This is a genomic window from Acinetobacter pittii ANC 4050, assembly GCF_000399685.1.
GTDB classification, from domain to species: Bacteria; Pseudomonadota; Gammaproteobacteria; order Pseudomonadales; family Moraxellaceae; genus Acinetobacter; species Acinetobacter pittii_E.
In genome coordinates, this window is the sequence record NZ_KB976987.1 from 2,181,173 (window position 1) to 2,198,249 (window position 17,077).

At 39.4% G+C, this 17,077-nt stretch carries 15 protein-coding genes; 4 read left to right on the plus strand and 11 right to left on the minus strand.

What is annotated here, in order from left to right; all coding sequences use genetic code 11:
* The first annotated feature begins 7 nt into the window (after positions 1–7).
* Positions 8–3,604: an AAA family ATPase gene (gene sbcC / locus F931_RS14030; protein WP_016141986.1), complete on the plus strand. Its 3,597-nt coding sequence runs from the start codon at positions 8–10 to the stop codon at positions 3,602–3,604.
* Between the two features lie 200 nt (positions 3,605–3,804).
* On the opposite strand, the gene yggS is transcribed toward sbcC, so the two are convergent.
* Positions 3,805–4,497 (minus strand): YggS family pyridoxal phosphate-dependent enzyme, encoded by a 693-nt coding sequence (gene yggS / locus F931_RS14035; RefSeq protein WP_016141987.1) that lies wholly within the window; start codon positions 4,495–4,497, stop codon positions 3,805–3,807.
* A 126-nt stretch (positions 4,498–4,623) separates the two neighbouring features.
* Between yggS and pilT the strand changes: the two genes are divergently transcribed.
* Together pilT and pilU are read left to right on the plus strand one after the other, a co-directional pair.
* Positions 4,624–5,661, plus strand: a complete 1,038-nt coding sequence (pilT, locus tag F931_RS14040; protein ID WP_025470368.1) for a type IV pilus twitching motility protein PilT — start codon at positions 4,624–4,626, stop codon at positions 5,659–5,661.
* A gap of 19 nt (positions 5,662–5,680) precedes the next feature.
* Entirely contained in the window at positions 5,681–6,799 is a 1,119-nt protein-coding gene (pilU, locus tag F931_RS14045) for a PilT/PilU family type 4a pilus ATPase (protein WP_016141989.1), read from the plus strand.
* A 69-nt stretch (positions 6,800–6,868) separates the two neighbouring features.
* On the opposite strand, the gene fur is transcribed toward pilU, so the two are convergent.
* Complete coding sequence (gene fur / locus F931_RS14050) at positions 6,869–7,306, minus strand: ferric iron uptake transcriptional regulator (protein ID WP_016141990.1); 438 nt, start codon at positions 7,304–7,306, stop codon at positions 6,869–6,871.
* A gap of 111 nt (positions 7,307–7,417) precedes the next feature.
* Between fur and omlA the strand changes: the two genes are divergently transcribed.
* Positions 7,418–7,816 carry an outer membrane protein assembly factor BamE gene (omlA, locus tag F931_RS14055; RefSeq protein WP_002121740.1) on the plus strand — a complete coding sequence of 133 codons (399 nt, stop codon included), beginning with the start codon at positions 7,418–7,420 and terminating at the stop codon, positions 7,814–7,816.
* 64 nt (positions 7,817–7,880) lie between these two features.
* Here the strand turns inward: omlA and F931_RS14060 are convergent, their stop codons facing one another.
* The 9 genes from F931_RS14060 to rep all read right to left on the minus strand — a co-directional run bounded on the left by F931_RS14060 (position 7,881) and on the right by rep (position 17,049).
* On the minus strand, positions 7,881–8,195 hold the full coding sequence (locus F931_RS14060) for an RnfH family protein (protein WP_016141991.1): 315 nt from the start codon (positions 8,193–8,195) through the stop codon (positions 7,881–7,883).
* A complete protein-coding gene (locus tag F931_RS14065) occupies positions 8,195–9,262 on the minus strand; it encodes an SLC5/6 family protein (RefSeq protein WP_016141992.1) in 1,068 nt (355 codons plus the stop codon). Before F931_RS14065 ends, F931_RS14060 begins: the two co-directional genes overlap by 1 nt.
* A 153-nt stretch (positions 9,263–9,415) precedes the next feature.
* Entirely contained in the window at positions 9,416–9,871 is a 456-nt protein-coding gene (locus F931_RS14070; RefSeq protein WP_002121698.1) for a bacteriohemerythrin, read from the minus strand.
* 262 nt (positions 9,872–10,133) lie between these two features.
* Entirely contained in the window at positions 10,134–10,982 is an 849-nt protein-coding gene (locus F931_RS14075) for a class II glutamine amidotransferase (protein WP_016141993.1), read from the minus strand.
* A 107-nt stretch (positions 10,983–11,089) separates the two neighbouring features.
* Positions 11,090–11,872 carry a GNAT family N-acetyltransferase gene (locus F931_RS14080; RefSeq protein WP_016141994.1) on the minus strand — a complete coding sequence of 261 codons (783 nt, stop codon included), beginning with the start codon at positions 11,870–11,872 and terminating at the stop codon, positions 11,090–11,092.
* 122 nt (positions 11,873–11,994) lie between these two features.
* A complete protein-coding gene (gene argB / locus F931_RS14085) occupies positions 11,995–12,900 on the minus strand; it encodes an acetylglutamate kinase (RefSeq protein WP_016141995.1) in 906 nt (301 codons plus the stop codon).
* A 15-nt stretch (positions 12,901–12,915) separates the two neighbouring features.
* On the minus strand, positions 12,916–14,334 hold the full coding sequence (gene algC, locus F931_RS14090; protein WP_016141996.1) for a phosphomannomutase/phosphoglucomutase: 1,419 nt from the start codon (positions 14,332–14,334) through the stop codon (positions 12,916–12,918).
* Positions 14,335–14,533: 199 nt separating this feature from the next.
* Complete coding sequence (gene dut / locus F931_RS14095) at positions 14,534–14,986, minus strand: dUTP diphosphatase (RefSeq protein WP_002121799.1); 453 nt, start codon at positions 14,984–14,986, stop codon at positions 14,534–14,536.
* A 23-nt stretch (positions 14,987–15,009) separates the two neighbouring features.
* Positions 15,010–17,049: a UvrD-helicase domain-containing protein gene (gene rep / locus F931_RS14100; RefSeq protein WP_005070868.1), complete on the minus strand. Its 2,040-nt coding sequence runs from the start codon at positions 17,047–17,049 to the stop codon at positions 15,010–15,012.
* Between the last annotated feature and the right edge of the window lie 28 nt (positions 17,050–17,077).

Consider the following 17,077-nt stretch of genomic DNA (forward strand, 5'->3'; position numbering starts at 1 on the left):
ATATGTCATGAAAATTTTATCCATTCGAATAAAAAATCTGGCATCTCTTTCTGATGAACATTTTATTGATTTTGAAAGTGCGCCTCTTGCCCATGCAGGTCTCATTGCGATTGTAGGGAAAACTGGTGCTGGTAAGTCGACCATTTTAGATGCCATGTGTCTGGCTTTGTTTAATCGGGTTCCTCGCCTTAAAGACAGCGATGGTAAATTAAAAGATGTCGATGGTTCTGAGTTACTGACCAATTCACCACTCACTGTCTTACGCCGTGGTACAGGACATGGTTTCGCTGAGCTTTGCTTTGTTGCACAAGACCAAAAACGCTATTTGGCACGCTGGGAAATTAAACGGGCACGTGAAAACCCAAATGGCAAATTACAAAGTGTGCAGCGCCATTTAAAATGCCTGACCGATGGTGTCATACTTGCCGACAAAGCCAAAGCAGTTGATGAAAAAGTTAAGCAAATTACCCAGCTTTCTTTTGAACAGTTCACTCGTGCGGTATTGCTTGCCCAATCCGAAGTGACCGCGTTTTTAAAAGCACGAGACAGCGAACGCGGTGAGTTACTCGAGTACCTGACCAACTCCAGCATTTTCGCCAAAATCGGTGAATTGGCCTTTCGTAAAACTGCCGATATTGCAAAGCAGCGTAAACAGCTTGAAGAGTTCTTAGGCCATATTGAAATTTTGTCTGATGAAGAAATTGCTGCATTTACTGCACAATATCAGCAAGCTGAACAAAACCATCAAAAGTTAGAACAGCAAAAAAATATCTTAGACAAACAGCAACAATGGTTTGAACGCAAAGTGAAACTTGAGCAAGAAGTTCAAGCTAAACAGCAACACTTTCAAACCCAGCAAAATCACCATCAACAATTGGCTGGTGAACGTGAGCAATTAAAACGACTCGAAGTTTTCTCTGAAATACGCCCACAAGTTTTTCAGCAAGCCCAAAATTTACAAACGCTACAACAACTTGAGCCACAAATTCAGCAAGCTCAAAGCAAGTTTAATGAGTTGGTGCAAATTTTTGAAACGGGACAAAAACAATATCAACTTGCAGAACAAGAGCTCAAACAAACGCTCGATTTTGAGCAACAGCATCAACAAGCTTTAAATCAAGTTCGGCAGTCCATTCAAGAACGTGCCTTTATTGCCGATGAATATAAAAAGTGCAAAGAAAAGAAAAATGTATTTGAGCAAAAACTCGGTCCATTGCAACAACAGCAAAACATTGTGCAGCAGCATATTGCACAGCTTCAACAAGACCAAGTTCATCTACAACAGCAGCTTACCCATACTCAACAATACGCTGTATTAGACAAAGGCCTCTCAGCACATCTACATCAGCTCGGGCAGTTTATTCAAAACTATGAAGCGATTGAACAACAGCTTGGCAATCCTACCCTTGCCCGCCAAAAGGTAGCGGAAGCTAAAAGTGAACTTGAACAACTGACAGCCTCACTCGGCACAGTTGAACAAATTGAGTTAAAGCTTGAACAGCAACGTAAAGACAAAGAACAAAAGCTCGCTCAAATCACTCAGCTAGATCTGATTCAACAGAAAGTTAAAATTTATCATGAGTTATATGCTGAGCTTCAGCAATTTACTGAAAAACAAACTCAAGTCTCAGCCCAAGAACAGCAACTTAAAACCGTTTGCCAGTCAGCTGAACAAGAATACCAAACAGCAAAAACTGAGCGTGAAAAGTTACAGCACATCCTGCAACGGCAGCGTTTATTACATACTGAAAATATTGAGCAGTTACGAGCCAATCTTAAAGAAGGCGATGCGTGTTTAGTATGCGGAAGTACACATCATCCCTATCGTGTTAATGACAGTGCTGTCTCTAAAGCTTTATTCGATTTGCAGCAACAACAAGAGCAGCAAGCTGTTGCACTAGAGCAAACTAAATTTAATACATGGCAAACCCAGCAACATGCACTTACCCAGTGCCGTGCTGAGCTTGAGCAAGTTCACAAATATCTAGCTCAACTTCAAACAAAACAATCAAGCTTGCAGCAAGAGCTTGAGCAAACGTTTAAGCTCAATCAATTACATATTGAGCTTAATCAAGCTCCTGAGCAGATCTTGCAAACGCTCAACGAACTCAGACAAACCGTACAAACTGCCATAAGTTCTTTTGACTCAGAAAACTTGCGTTTAGTCCAAGCGATTAAACAACACAATCAACTCGTTCAGTTTATTCAGCGTAATGAAAGCTTGCTTAATACTGCACAGCAATGGCAACAACAGGTTCAACATATTGTTGAGTGCTTATCTGAAACAGAACAGCAAGCGTGGCAGCAATCGAGTAGCCAAACAGCTAAGCAAACTTGGACTACTCTTGATACACGCGCCAAGCAACTTGAGCAACAAGAACAGCTTGCACAGCGTTTTGAACAGCAGCAACAAGACCTTAAAATGTTAGTTGCCAACCTTGAACAAATGGCGAAGCAAATTGATGAGATTGACCAAAATCTCCAAGAGATTACGCTCAAAGGCCAACAAAATAATGAAAAAGCAGTGTCACTCATTCAGCAAATGACGGGCCGCGCTGATATTAAACCGCATGAGTGGTTAATTGAGCATGACACTAAACGTCAGCAACAACAAACGGCGTATCACGAGGCTAAACAACGTTTTGAACAAACCAGACAGCACTTTGAACAGCAAAAACAGGCGCTCGATCAGCTTAAGCATCAACATCAACACACTGCGGGGCACCAGCAGCAAATTGATGGGCAAATTCAAAACTGGCTAAAAGCCCATACTGATTTTGAGCCACATGATCTTACGGCGCTCATGCAAATCAATTCAGCCCAAGAGCAAGACATTCGCAACCGACTTAATCATGCCGAGCGTTTATTAAGTGAAGCCTCGTCTGCACTTAAAACCATGCAAGAGCAATTGAGTGAGCACTTACAAACTCAGCCAGATATTGAACATGAAAAGCTTGTTAACCTTATTCAAGACAATATTGCAGAGCTTAAAGCACAACTTGAAGTACGTGATCGGCTTAAACTTAAGCTCGAAGTACATCAACAAAACCTTGCGAAGCAGCAACAATATGCCGAGCAAATTCAGAATATTCAGCAAGAAGAACATCGCTGGAGCAAAATTTCAGGTTTGATTGGCGATGCTAAAGGTAAAGAGTTCCGCGACTACGCCCAGCAATATCATTTAGATATTTTAGTAGAACATGCCAACCAGCAACTGGCGATGCTGTCTCAGCGTTATACGCTAAAACGTCTTGATCAGTCCTTAAGCCTTGCCATTATTGACCACGATATGGATGGAGAAACTCGCTCTGTTGCCTCTTTGTCTGGCGGTGAGTCATTCTTAACTGCCCTTGCTTTGTCTTTAGCGATTGCCAATATGGCTTCGGGTTCAATGAAAATTGAATCGCTATTTATTGATGAAGGCTTTGGTACTTTGGATGCTTCTTCTTTGCATATGGTCATGAATGCTTTAGATCAACTGCAAAATCAGGGACGTCAGGTCATTCTCATCTCACACATTCAAGAAATGCATGAGCGTATTCCTGTACAAATTCAGGTAAAACCACTCGGTGCAGGTGCAAGTACTATTGAAGTGGTAGGTTAAAACTAAAAAGCCCCGACATCCTGTCGGGGCTTTTTTAGATTCTGCGTTGGTATAACTCCTGTCGTACCTGTATGCATCCATTCATCACTGTTTATTGTTATTCTTAGAAACATCCTGTTTCCTGATGAGTTCATAGTACGAAAAAAGCGTTGTCTGCCATAGCCGCAAAAGGCCGCAATTTCTGTAAGATAAAGCTTACATCACCCTTTTTGCGAATAGTCTCTAGCACCAAACAATGCTGTTCCTACACGAACCATCGTTGATCCTGCAGCAATTGCAGCTTCTAAATCACTCGACATTCCCATGCTTAAAGTATCCCAATCTTCTGGGTGGGCATGCTTTTCTTTCACCGCATCAAACAAGGCTTTAGCATCTGAAAAAGCGGCAGTATTGTCAGGGGCTGGAATGACCATTAAACCGCGTAATTTGATTTTTGGTAATTGACTCATTTGGGCAACCAGCTCGGCAACTTCATCTGGTGCACAACCATCTTTACTGTCTTGCCCATCAATATTCACTTGCAAACAAATATTCAGAGCAGATTGATCATCGCCACGTTGGTTAGATAGCCGCTCAGCAATAATTAAACGATCTACACCATGTACCCAATCAAATTTCTCGGCCAAATGTTTAGTCTTGTTGCGTTGAACATGACCAATAAAATGCCATTCAATTTCCAAATCCTGTAAAGCTTCGATTTTATCTAAAGCTTCTTGCAAATAGTTTTCGCCAAATGCTCTTTGCCCTGCTGCATACATTTCACGCAAACTTTCACTTGGATGTGTTTTTGATACGGCTAAAAGTTGCACGGTTTCAGGCGCACGTTGAGCATTCTCACAAGCAGTTTGGATTTGCTGTAATACGAGCTGCCGCGCATCTTGCAGGTAATTCATTGACAAGGTTCTCATTTTCAAAAAACTTTTTTGCTTTTCACCTAAAGCGAGGTGTTGGTAAGCCTCGGTGAAAGCCGTATATTATTCTACAAAATAATGACATATTTTGATTTACTTGGGGAAATTATGGATATTACAGAGCTACTCGCCTTCTCTGTGAAAAATGGCGCATCCGATTTACACTTGTCTGCTGGCATGCCACCAATGATTCGCGTTGATGGTGAGGTTCGTCGCATTAACTTACCAGCTCTAGATCATAAAGATGTTCACCGTCTGGTCTACGACATCATGAATGATAAACAGCGTCGTGACTACGAAGAAAAACTTGAAACCGACTTTTCTTTTGAAGTACCTAATGTTGCGCGTTTCCGTGTTAACGCATTTAACCAAAACCGTGGTGCCGGTGCAGTGTTTCGTACCATTCCTTCCAAAGTACTTACCATGGAAGATTTAGGCCTAGGTCAAATCTTTAAAGATATTTGTGATTATCCACGTGGCATTGTACTGGTCACAGGTCCAACAGGTTCAGGTAAATCCACCACACTTGCAGCGATGATGGACTACATTAATGAAAACCGTTATGACCACATTTTAACAGTTGAAGACCCTATCGAGTTTGTACACCAGTCTAAGAAATGTCTCATCAACCAACGTGAAGTGCATCGTGATACACATGGTTTTAATGAAGCGCTACGTTCAGCACTGCGTGAAGACCCAGATATTATTTTGGTCGGTGAGATGCGTGACCTTGAAACGATTCGTTTAGCGCTTACTGCTGCCGAAACAGGCCATTTGGTGTTTGGTACGCTCCATACCACTTCTGCTGCGAAAACCATTGACCGTGTGATTGATGTATTCCCTGCCGAAGAAAAAGACATGGTTCGAGCTATGCTGTCTGAATCTTTACAGGCTGTTATTTCACAAACCCTGCTTAAAAAGAATGGTGGCGGTCGTGTAGCAGCCCATGAAATCATGATTGGTATTCCTGCCATTCGTAACTTAATTCGTGAAAATAAAGTCGCGCAAATGTACTCAGCCATTCAGACTGGTGCGAATCATGGCATGACCACCCTCGACCAAAGCTTAAAAGGTTTAGTCGCTCGCGGTGTAATCAGCCCACAAACGGCTCGTACTGCTGCTAAACAACCTGAATCATTCCTATAAAAATAACTAGAGAATAAATATGGATTTTAATGACCTGCTCAACCTGATGGTTGAAAAAAAATCATCCGACCTCTTTATTACAGATGGCGTTGCACCATCGATGAAGATTAACGGGCAAATTGTTCCCATTTCAAAAAACAGTCTTTCAGGCGAAATAATTGGTCAACTATTACATTCCATCATGAGTGAAAAACAGCGCAAAGAATTTGCAGACACTCGTGAATGTAACTTTGCCATTATGAACCGTGATAAAACTGCCCGCTTTCGTGTGAGTGCTTTTCAGCAACGTGACATGCCGGGTATGGTACTCCGTCGAATTGAAACTAAAATTCCTTCAATTGATGACTTGCAATTACCGCCTGTACTTAAAGATTTATCGATGACCAAACGCGGTATCATTATTTTTGTAGGTGCAACAGGTACAGGTAAATCGACCTCACTGGCTTCTATGATTAGTTATCGCAACCATAACTCTAAAGGTCACATCATTACCATTGAAGACCCCATCGAATTTATTCATGAACATGCTGGCTGCATCATTACCCAACGTGAAGTTGGAATCGATACTGATTCATTTGAAATTGCCTTAAAGAATACTTTGCGACAAGCACCCGATGTCATCTTGATTGGTGAGATTCGTACGCGTGAAGTGATGGACTATGCGATTGGCTTCGCCGAAACGGGTCACTTGGTCTTAGCCACAATGCACGCCAACAACGCCAACCAAGCACTTGATCGTATTATTCACTTCTTTGAAAGTGATCGCCACAGCCAGCTCTACATGGATTTATCTCTTAACTTAAAGGCCATGATTGCACAGCAACTTATTCCAACGCCTGATGGTAACTCGCGCCGTGCCGCAATTGAGATTCTAATTAACTCACCATTAATTTCAGACTATATTCGTAAAGGCGAAATTCATGAAATTAAAGATTTAATGAAACGCTCACGTGAACTTGGTATGCAAACCTTTGACCAAGCGCTCTTTGATCTTTATAAGTCAGGCCAAATTACCTATAAAGATGCATTAAAACATGCTGACTCACCAAACGATTTACGTTTAACAATTAAGCTTGCCGAAGAAGGTCCTGATCAAATTGCAGGCACAAATCAGCATTTAACCTTCGACAAACAGTAATTTCTTCATAAAAAAAGGAAGGTTAAACGTAACCTTCCTTTTTTATTTGTTTTCTTTGTGTGAAAACGATTATTTCTTGCGCAGTACTTCCTGACATTCAGGTTCGTTACAGTAACCGTAGAGGTTTAATGAGTGACCCGTTAAAGTAAACCCATGTTGCTCTGCTACAGCATGCTGTTCCTTCTCGATAATATCATTAGTAAATTCAATAACTTTGTTGCAATTATGGCAAACTAAATGATCGTGATGATCTTCTTGCATAATTTCGAAAACAGAATGATTATTTTCAAAATGATGGCGCTGAATGATACCTGCAGCTTCAAATTGTGTTAACACACGGTAAACTGTCGCAAGACCGACATCTTCCCCTTGTTCTAACAAAGTCTTGTAAATATCTTCAGCGCTAAGATGATGTTGTTTTGAATTTTCTAATAATTCCAAAATCTTAATTCGTGGAAGGGTAACTTTAAGTCCAGCTTTGCGCAAATCTTGATTGGAAATAGGCATGAAAAAAGGTCTCTCAACAAATCTCAAGTTGGAATAGGCAATAGAATTTAGATGAAGTATGATCTATCCTTTGATCAAATGCATCATAATTTATTGGGATAGTGTAGCAAAATGCAAAAACTCGTGCTGACGTTATTAGTCACTTCACTCCTTGCCGGTTGTTCAATCTTTGGTGTATATAAGGTTGATATTCCTCAAGGGACTCCATTGACCAAAGCTCAGGCCTCTCAAGTACAAGTCGGCATGAATTTCCAGCAAGTGCGTTTTTTGCTTGGTAGTCCAACTGTGACTGATCCCCTCAATCCTCTACGTTGGGACTACATTTACAACTATATCCCGGGAACCTATGCGAAAAAAGCAAAAATCCCCGCAGCACATGGTCAGCATTTAAAAATTTACTTTGATGGAACTGGCACAGTAACTAAAATTGAAGGTTTAGAAACTATTCCAGAATCGCAACCAGGTTTACCTGCTTCTAAAGAAGCGATTTTAACTGCACCACCACTATAATCGTTTTTTCTAATAAAAATAAACCCCTCAAGTGAAATACTTTGAGGGGTTTTGTTTATGGGGCTTATTGCTTAAAGCGATTACTTTTAATATATCGCCCCACAGGGTTTTTCTCGGCGCGTTTACGGCGTATATCTTTAGGATTAATGGTTAAAGGTCGATAAACCTCAACTCGATCACCCGCTTGTAAAATCGCATATGCCTCAACTTTTGCACCAAAGATGCCAAGTTGTAGTGGTTCAGGCAAACTCACTTGCGCTTGCAACCCACTCGCCTCAACTGCTTGTAATGCAGTCATACCAGCCTCAAATGGAATAGCAACTAAAAACTGTTGCTCTGGGGCTGCAAAAGCAACCCACACTTGCTGAGCTTTTTCCATCAGATCATTTGTCCAATTACCGCAACCATGGCAATGATAATTGAAAGCGGTAATACAATACGTACCGCAATACGCCATAAGTTATAAAACAACTCATTGCTAAAATTCATCGATTTACGCAAATGGCTAATTTTCATAATCCAGCCAGCAAAAATGGCATAGATCAGGCAAATGAGTAATCCCCAAAGCATCAAAATCAGTGTAAAGATACTATGAAGCTCAGGTACAGCCCAAACCGCAATCGCTATAACAATAATCACCCACTGTAAAACAGGCATAAGCTGACGCTGAGCAAGCTGTTCTCTAGCCAATTGTACAAATAACGCTGTGGTCATGACTGCGGTAAAGATCCAAGTAAAAACAGGGAGCTGCGCTTGTAAAGAAAAGAAACCAAAGGCAATCACAGCGATGAGTTGAGCTAACCAGATTGGAAGAACCGTTTTGGTTGCGCCTTCTTGTGTCTGCACAGCACCTACACTATTTTGCCAGTAAAGCCCTAAACCTAACCCACTCGCAACAAGCGCAAGAACAGTCGCATTACCCCACTCTTTAAACTCAACATTTGTCCAGTGCCAAGGCTGTAAAGTCGTTCCCATTGTGTTAGCTAAAACAAGAGAAGCAATTACCCCAATCGTCATGAGCAAAACTAAAATCTGACGTGGAATAAAAGATAAAATTAAACCCACAACAGCAAGACCTGCGAAAACAAGCTGCCCAGAAACGCTATTATTAAGTTGTGTAGCTAGTAAATTGCCAGCGGTACTTAATACATTACCCGCTAAAAATGGAATAAAAATAACTGCAAGCCAGCCAACCAAACGCCATTTTGGGGAACTATCTGCTTCACGAGTTAAACTTGATAACGCATTTAAGGCTGTAGTCTTCGACCGTTTTGCTAAAGCAATTTCCAAATAACAAACTGGTAGTGCCACTAGCAACATTGTGCCTAACCACAATAACCAGAAATCGAGTTGACGATCAATCTGGATGCCCATCGTGGGTGCCAATGTCGCCATAATGATGAAAGATAAGCAAAACGCCATCAGGGGCGATAACCATCGTGACATAGGTATGTCCTGCATTATGCATTCCTTGAAAAAGACTATAGATATTTTGCCCGTGTCATGCTTGAAAATCAAAGTTTGCTCAATAAAAAAAGCAAACTACCGAATCGATAGTTTGCCGCGCTAACTGAAATTATGAGTTATTTTTATTTCAGGTTATGAGAAAAACCGAGCAAACCAGTTTTTCCCTTTCTTTTTTTCTTTTTCTCTAATAATTCCCATCATATTTTCTTTTACTGCCCCTACATAATCGGCATCATCATGTTGAATATGGTTAATTAACCATTTAGCCAAAATTTCTTGTAATTCCGCTTCAATCGTATGCCCCATTTCAAAACGTTCACGATATAACTCTATTTTTTTAATAAATAAGTCATGTACTCGTTTATGAGGTACACGATATTTATAATCAGCTTCCTCTTGCAAACTTTCTTCGAAAGTAAAATGTGATTGCGTATAATCGATAATATTGTCTAAAACATCTTTAATACGACGTCTATCCTCTTCATCTTTTACATCATCAATCTCATTAATATAATCAAGTATTCGTTTATGTTGCTCATCGATAACATCAATACCCGTATTATATTCTGAAGCCCATTTCATTTTCATACATCTCCCCAATGATGCTTAATGATTGTTGCATAAACTGCATGATATATTTAAAGAATATAAATAAAAACAAACCTATTTTGTCAGCTTTAGCATATAAAAGTTATATTTAACACAAGTTATTGTTTTTATATATTTTAATTAAAATTAACCAACTAAAATAATAAAGTATTTTTTAAACAAACTATTTTATTATTAACTGATTAAAATATATAAATATCCTTATTCATATATTTTAAATATATTTTAAATATATTTTATATTAATACTGATCTGCACGTGTAATACGTTTAAGTTCAGGATTTTCCTGTTCGCGCTTTAATCTTTCTACAAAAGTAAGAGCTTTTTTAACTGGTTTACCATGTTGAAATAAAATCATTTCACCAGGTTGATACGCTGTCCAATTTTCATTATGTGTTAAAGGTTCAGTCGTTATAACTGCCACACGATCTTCAGGTGTTGTTACCTGACTAAAGTCAACTTCAACATCTAAATCAATTAAGTGAGCATGATTAAATGGATATTCACGCACTAACCAATGTAATTTAGTAATGGCATAACTAAATAATGCTTTGCCATTAGATAGACAATAATTAAATGTGCCATATTCCGCAATTTGCGGAGAAATCTTTTCTAATACTTCAAAGATTTGTTCAAGACTTGGCTCTTCATAACCAAAGACTTCAACGAGTTGATCGAGCAAGTAGCAAAATGCACGTTCACTATCCGTATTACCTACTGGTGTGAAACGTCCACTTAATGGCGGATTAAAGTCATGTAAATCACCATTATGAGCAAAAATCCAGTGTCGCCCCCACAGCTCACGAATAAAGGGATGTGAATTTTCTAAAGTGATTTTGCCTTGAGTAGCTTTGCGAATGTGTGCAATCACATTGCGTGATTTAATAGGATAATTACGAATAAGATCGGCAATTGGAGATTCAACTGCCGACTGGTTATCAACGAATAAACGGCACGCCTTATCTTCGAAAAATGCAATACCAAATCCATCGCTATGATCTGAGGTAATTCCTGCACGTTGTGAAAAACCACGGAAAGAAAAAGTAATATCCGTTGGTGTTGCACAATTCATTCCTAATAGCTGGCACATATCGCTTTTAAACTACTTTTAATTACCCCATCTGCTCTATTGTGCATGAGAGTAAAATGGCTTGCAAATCTCAATATGTGCTGGCTATTACAAAATAGGAAATATGATTAACGCTGCACCATTTTATTCATTACAAATGAGGTCGCGACTTTATTCACTTCAAGAAATACAAAATAATCTAAACAGTTAAATTCTTCATCAAAAAATGCCTGTTTAGATAGTTTTGACTGCATACTCAAATACATTTGAAATAGCTTTGGCATACGTTCATCTTGTGGAAAACTAAACTCCGGATATTCAGGGTCATAGATTTTTTTAGAACGAATATCAATTGTTTTGCTTTCAGATAATTGTTGAATCTGGCGATGTGTGTAATACGCTCTAGCTAAATTATCTTGCAAATGAATACTGACACAGCCCATTAAATATTTAGCGCGCATTGACCAGAGCACTTTCGGTGCAAGGTTTAACCATAACATTGACAATGCCTTACCATTACGAAAGCGAGGATGTACACAAGTACGGCCTATTTCTAACACATTTGGAAGATGGGATAACTGAGGAACAATATCAAACTCATGGGCACTGTAGCTTTGTGCTATTTCGTGGCCTTGAAATAGCTTTAAACGAGTATACGCTACAATTTCTCCAGTCCATTTTTCACGCAAGACCGCATGTTCACAACCAAAATCGTAAATATCTTGGTCTAAATTATCTTCAAACTTGATTCCGAATTGTTGGCTAAATTGTTGTGCACGAAACCGTTGTACATCTTGTAATTCTTTTAAATTATCAACCCATTCAAAACGAAATTGTGTCTGATTTATTGCTTTATGACGATTTAAAGGTAAAGTCCAGGTTTGGCGATATTGATTAAATTTTTCCAGCATAATGAACGCTCCTAGTGACATCCCCTACACTAGTCAAAGCTCATGACAAAAAAATGACCAAATTAAAATGGTATAAAAAAAGACCACCTAGAGTGATCTTTTTATTAAAAATAACGGATTTCTTAAGATGTTTTAGTGCGGTTAGAAATCAGTGTTCCCACGCCATGATCAGTGAAGATTTCAAGTAAAGATGCATGTGGCACACGACCATCAACAATATGCGCACTCACAACGCCGCCTTTAACAGCATCAAGCGCACAGCCTACTTTAGGAATCATACCGCCATAGATCACACCTGTTTCAATGAGGCGATCAACTTCTTGCGTCGTAAGGCCGGTTAACAGATTTTTATTTTCATCAAGCACACCACTAATATTAGTAAGCAAAATTAATTTTTCAGCGCCTAGTGCTTCTGCAACCTTACCTGCAACTAAATCAGCATTAATATTATAAGTATTGCCTTCTTCATCTACACCTAGTGGAGCAATAACTGGGATAAAGTCACTTTGAGTGAACATTTCCAATACATCTGTTTTCACACCAGTGACTTCACCCACCATACCCAAATCGATATGTTTGATAGAACCGTCTTCTTCTTGCTTTTCCATAAGCAATTTACGGGCACGAAGTAAATTGCCATCTTTACCCGTTAAACCAATTGCACGTCCACCATGTTTATTAATCAGGTTAACAATTGATTTATTTACGCTACCACCCAATACCATTTCAACCACTTCCATGGTTGCAGCATCAGTTACACGCATACCGTCAATACGGTCAGACTCACGGCCTAACTGCTTTAAAAATGAGTCTACTTGTGGTCCACCACCGTGAACAACAATCGGGTTTAGTCCGACTGTTTTAAGTAAAACGATGTCTCGGGCAAATGAACTTTCGAGCTCCGGATCAGTCATTGCGTTGCCACCATATTTCACCACCAGCGTTTTACCAGTAAAACGTTGAATATACGGCAAAGCTTCAATCAAGATTTTTGCTTTGTCGACACCGATATGCTGATGTTGTGGCATTACGCCTCTCCTTAGTTAGGCCTCTGAAAGTTCTTGTGCAATTTGCGGATAATGTTCTTGCAACATATCTACAAATTTTTGCTGGATTTCCTTTAATCGTAAAGGATTATCCGCATCAAATCTTACTGTAAAGTATTCACCAGTATTTGATGCTCGAATAATGCCAAAACCATCATCAAAATCAAGACGTACGCCATCGATTTTACTAATACGTGCCCCTAAACGATGACTTAAAATCTCAATATCTTGTAATACATACTTTGGATCGGACTGATACGTACCAATATAAGTATCTTCTGTACAACATCTTTCTGGATATGAGGCAAATAATTCAGAAATAGTTGTAGCACTTGATTGGGTAAAATATTCCATTACACGTAATGCAGCATACAAACCATCGTCGTACCCAAAACCACGGCCATCATTAAACACATAATGACCTGCATATTCTCCACCAAAAATGGCACGTCCACCCGACTGAGACAAATAAGCCCGCAGGAAACTACTTCCCGTGCGGATCATTTTTGCTTTTCCACCGAGTTTTTCAACAGTCTCTTGAACCATACGTGAACATTTCACATCAAAAACAATTTCTTGCTCGGGGTGCTGCTCAAGGCACATTTGCGCGAAAAGCGACAATAAACGGTCTGCTGTCAATATTTGGGCTTTTTCATCGACTAAAACAACACGGTCTCCATCACCATCCAAAGCAATACCAATATCAGCCTGCTGCTCGACCACTGCTTTTCGCAAGCTAGTTAAATGAGCTGCATGTGACGGATCTGGTGCATGATCGGGAAACTCTCCATTTGGATCGGTACGTAAAGCAATGACTTCACAACCCATTTTTTCCAAGATTAGCTTTGAACAATGCCCAGCTGAACCATGTAAACCATCTAAAACAACTTTTAAAGGGCGTTTTAAATGAATATCTTTAAAAATAGCTTGTTGGTATTTTTGGCAAAATTCAGCTTTAAATTGAGGTAAGGTTAGCTCAAGTACAGAAATTGAATGGTTGGGTACATAAGTTTGGGCTTCTTCACCCACCTGCTGAATCATTTCTGGAGACGGTGGTTCACCTTTTAAAATCCACTTAATACCATTATCCGATTTCGGATTATGGCTTGCCGTCACCATAATACCGTTGCCACCAAAATCTCTAGCAATGTAGTACATCATAGGTGATGAGCAGCAGCCGATATTGGTAACGTTTAAGCCTTGTTCTATTAAAATTTCTTCAATTAAGTGCGCATAGGCTGGGCTAGTGAGACGGGCATCATAGCCAATTATTAATTGAGTTTGTTTTGCTTGTTTGTATTGCTGTGCCAATCCATAGGCAATTGAACGGACAACGTCCGTGGTTAAATAAGAAAGTTTGCCTCTAATATCGTAAGCACGAAAAATACTTTTAGGAAATGAGTGTCTTACATTCATAGCGTATCTTCTATTTAAAGATCAATTCGATCTATCGCAAAAACATAGATTATTCAAAATTTTTGAAAGGTTTGTTTGCTAAAAAAGTTAAAAGAATATTAGTAAAGCGTGTTGTAATATAATCTATTGTAACATTCAAGATGCAAAAAGAAACGCCTGACCAGCAGGCGTTTGATTTTCGTTAAAATTCTCAAAAAACTTATTGTTTACCTGTGTGACCAAAGCCACCAGCACCACGTAAAGTTTCTTCAAATTCTTCTACTTGTTCAAATTCAGCTTGTACGACTGGCACTAAAACATACTGTGCCAAGCGCTCACCAGGTTCTAAACGGAATGTCGTTTGACCACGGTTCCAAACTGAAACCATCAATTCACCTTGATAATCCGAATCAATCAAACCAACCAAGTTACCAAGCACGATACCGTGTTTATGACCTAGACCTGAACGCGGTAAAATTAAACCAGCAAAATTGACATCATGAATATAAATTGCCATACCTGTTTTAACTAAAACAGTTTGTCCTGGTTCAATATCAATTGCTTCATCTAAACAGGCACGTAAATCTAAACCAGCTGAACCTGCTGTAGCATATGAAGGTAAAGGCCATTCTTTACCTAAACGCGGATCGAGCAATTTCACTTGAACTTTCATGGGATTTCCTAAAATTAAAAAAATTAACGCTTTAATAAAGCTTTTAAATTTGCCAGATATTGTTGAGCCTGTTCTTTAGGATCAACATTAGCCGCAATTTTCTTTTTACGCCCTAACCACTCGAGCTCATCTTGCGGAAGTTCATCAAGGAAACGACTAGGCGTCATCTGTTTCATCTGCCCGCCATTTTTACGCTGCTCAGCCAAGGTTAACGTTAAACCTTGGCGTGCACGGGTAATTCCCACGTACATGAGACGGCGCTCTTCCTCAATGGTTTCTGCTGCAATCGAGTTTTTATGCGGCAATAGCTCTTCTTCAAGACCCATAATATAAACATATGGGAATTCCAGACCTTTTGCTGCATGCAAAGTCAGTAGGTTAACTTTGTCTGTATCTTCTTCTTCCTGCTGTTGTTCTAACAGATCAAGTAAAACCAGTTTGCGAATAACGCTTTCAATGTTCTTTTCATCAACATCTTCTGCACGGTTAATCAGATTTTGAATACTGGTAAATAAGTTCTCAATATTATCGAGCTTACTTTTCTCTTGTGCAGGTGTAGCGGACTGTTCACGAACGTAATCCATATAACCCGCTTCATTCATCATTTGACGAACTTTAGGCACAGGTTCATCATCTTCCAAGAGTTCACGAGTAAATGTCGCAATAAAATCGGCAAATTCATGAAGTTGTGTTTCTGCCTTTTTAGGCAACACCATGCTTAAACGCTGGTCAGCAGAAGCACCGAGTAAAGACAAATTATTTTCTTGTGAGAATAAACCTAACTTCTCAAGAGTAACTGGGCCAATCGCACGTTTAGGCGTATTAATAATGCGTAAGAAAGCACTATCATCTTCTGGATTAATAATAAGACGCAAATAACTCATCACATCTTTAATTTCTGCACGCGCGAAGAATGATGTACCACCAGAAAGTTTATATGGAATTTGCATTTGGCGAAGTTGGGTTTCTAGTACACGAGCCTGAAAGTTCCCGCGATACAACACAGCATAATCTTTCCAGTTCTTACCGTTCATCAGTTTATGAGTCAGTAGGTCTTTAACCACGCGCTCTGCTTCATCGTCATCATTACGACATGTAATGATTCGAATGACTTCACCATGTCCTTTATCACTCCACAATTTCTTATCAAAAATATGTGGGTTATTTTGAATCACACAGTTCGCTGCTTTTAAAATACGACTGGTCGATCGATAATTTTGTTCTAATTTAATGATATGTAGATTAGGGAAATCCTGTTTAAGCAAAGCCATATTTTCAGGCTTAGCACCACGCCATGCGTAGATCGACTGGTCATCGTCACCCACCGCGGTGAACTGCCCCATTACCCCAACTAACAGTTTGACCAGAATATACTGAGCCGTGTTGGTATCTTGATATTCATCGACCAATAAATAGCGTACACGGTTTTGCCATTTATCACGTACTTCTGCATTTTCTTGCAATAAGCGTGTTGGCATAACAATCAAGTCATCAAAATCAACGGCATTATATGCGCGTAAATTACGTTCATAAAGTTGATAGAGATGTGCAAACTGTACGTCTTCTGGTGTTTCACAAGTTGAATGTGCTTGTTCTGGCAAAATCAGATCATTTTTCCAATCTGAAATTTTCTTCATTGCTTTGGCAATTAATTCTTTACTCTCTGCACCCGACAAATTATCGCGATGCATCAAATCCATCAAAATACGTTTACAGTCATCTGCATCTAAAATCGAAAAATTAGCTTTTAAAGGTAAATTTTTAAGTTCTAAACGTAAAAGGTTTAAACCAAAAGTATGGAAGGTAGAAACAGATAAACCTTTTGCTTCTTCACGCGACAAAAGCTTGGTCACACGCTCTTTCATTTCACGTGCAGCTTTGTTTGTGAAGGTCATCGCGGTTATACGATGTGCTGGAATACGGCAGTGTTGCACCAAATAGGCAATTTTACGGGTAATTACTGATGTTTTACCTGAACCAGCGCCAGCAAGCACCAATAAAGGGCCCTGAGTATATTTCATGGCTTCTTCTTGCTTGTTGTTCAATTGACTGGCAGATGACATCGCGTATTACCTCTTAATTTTTCGAGCA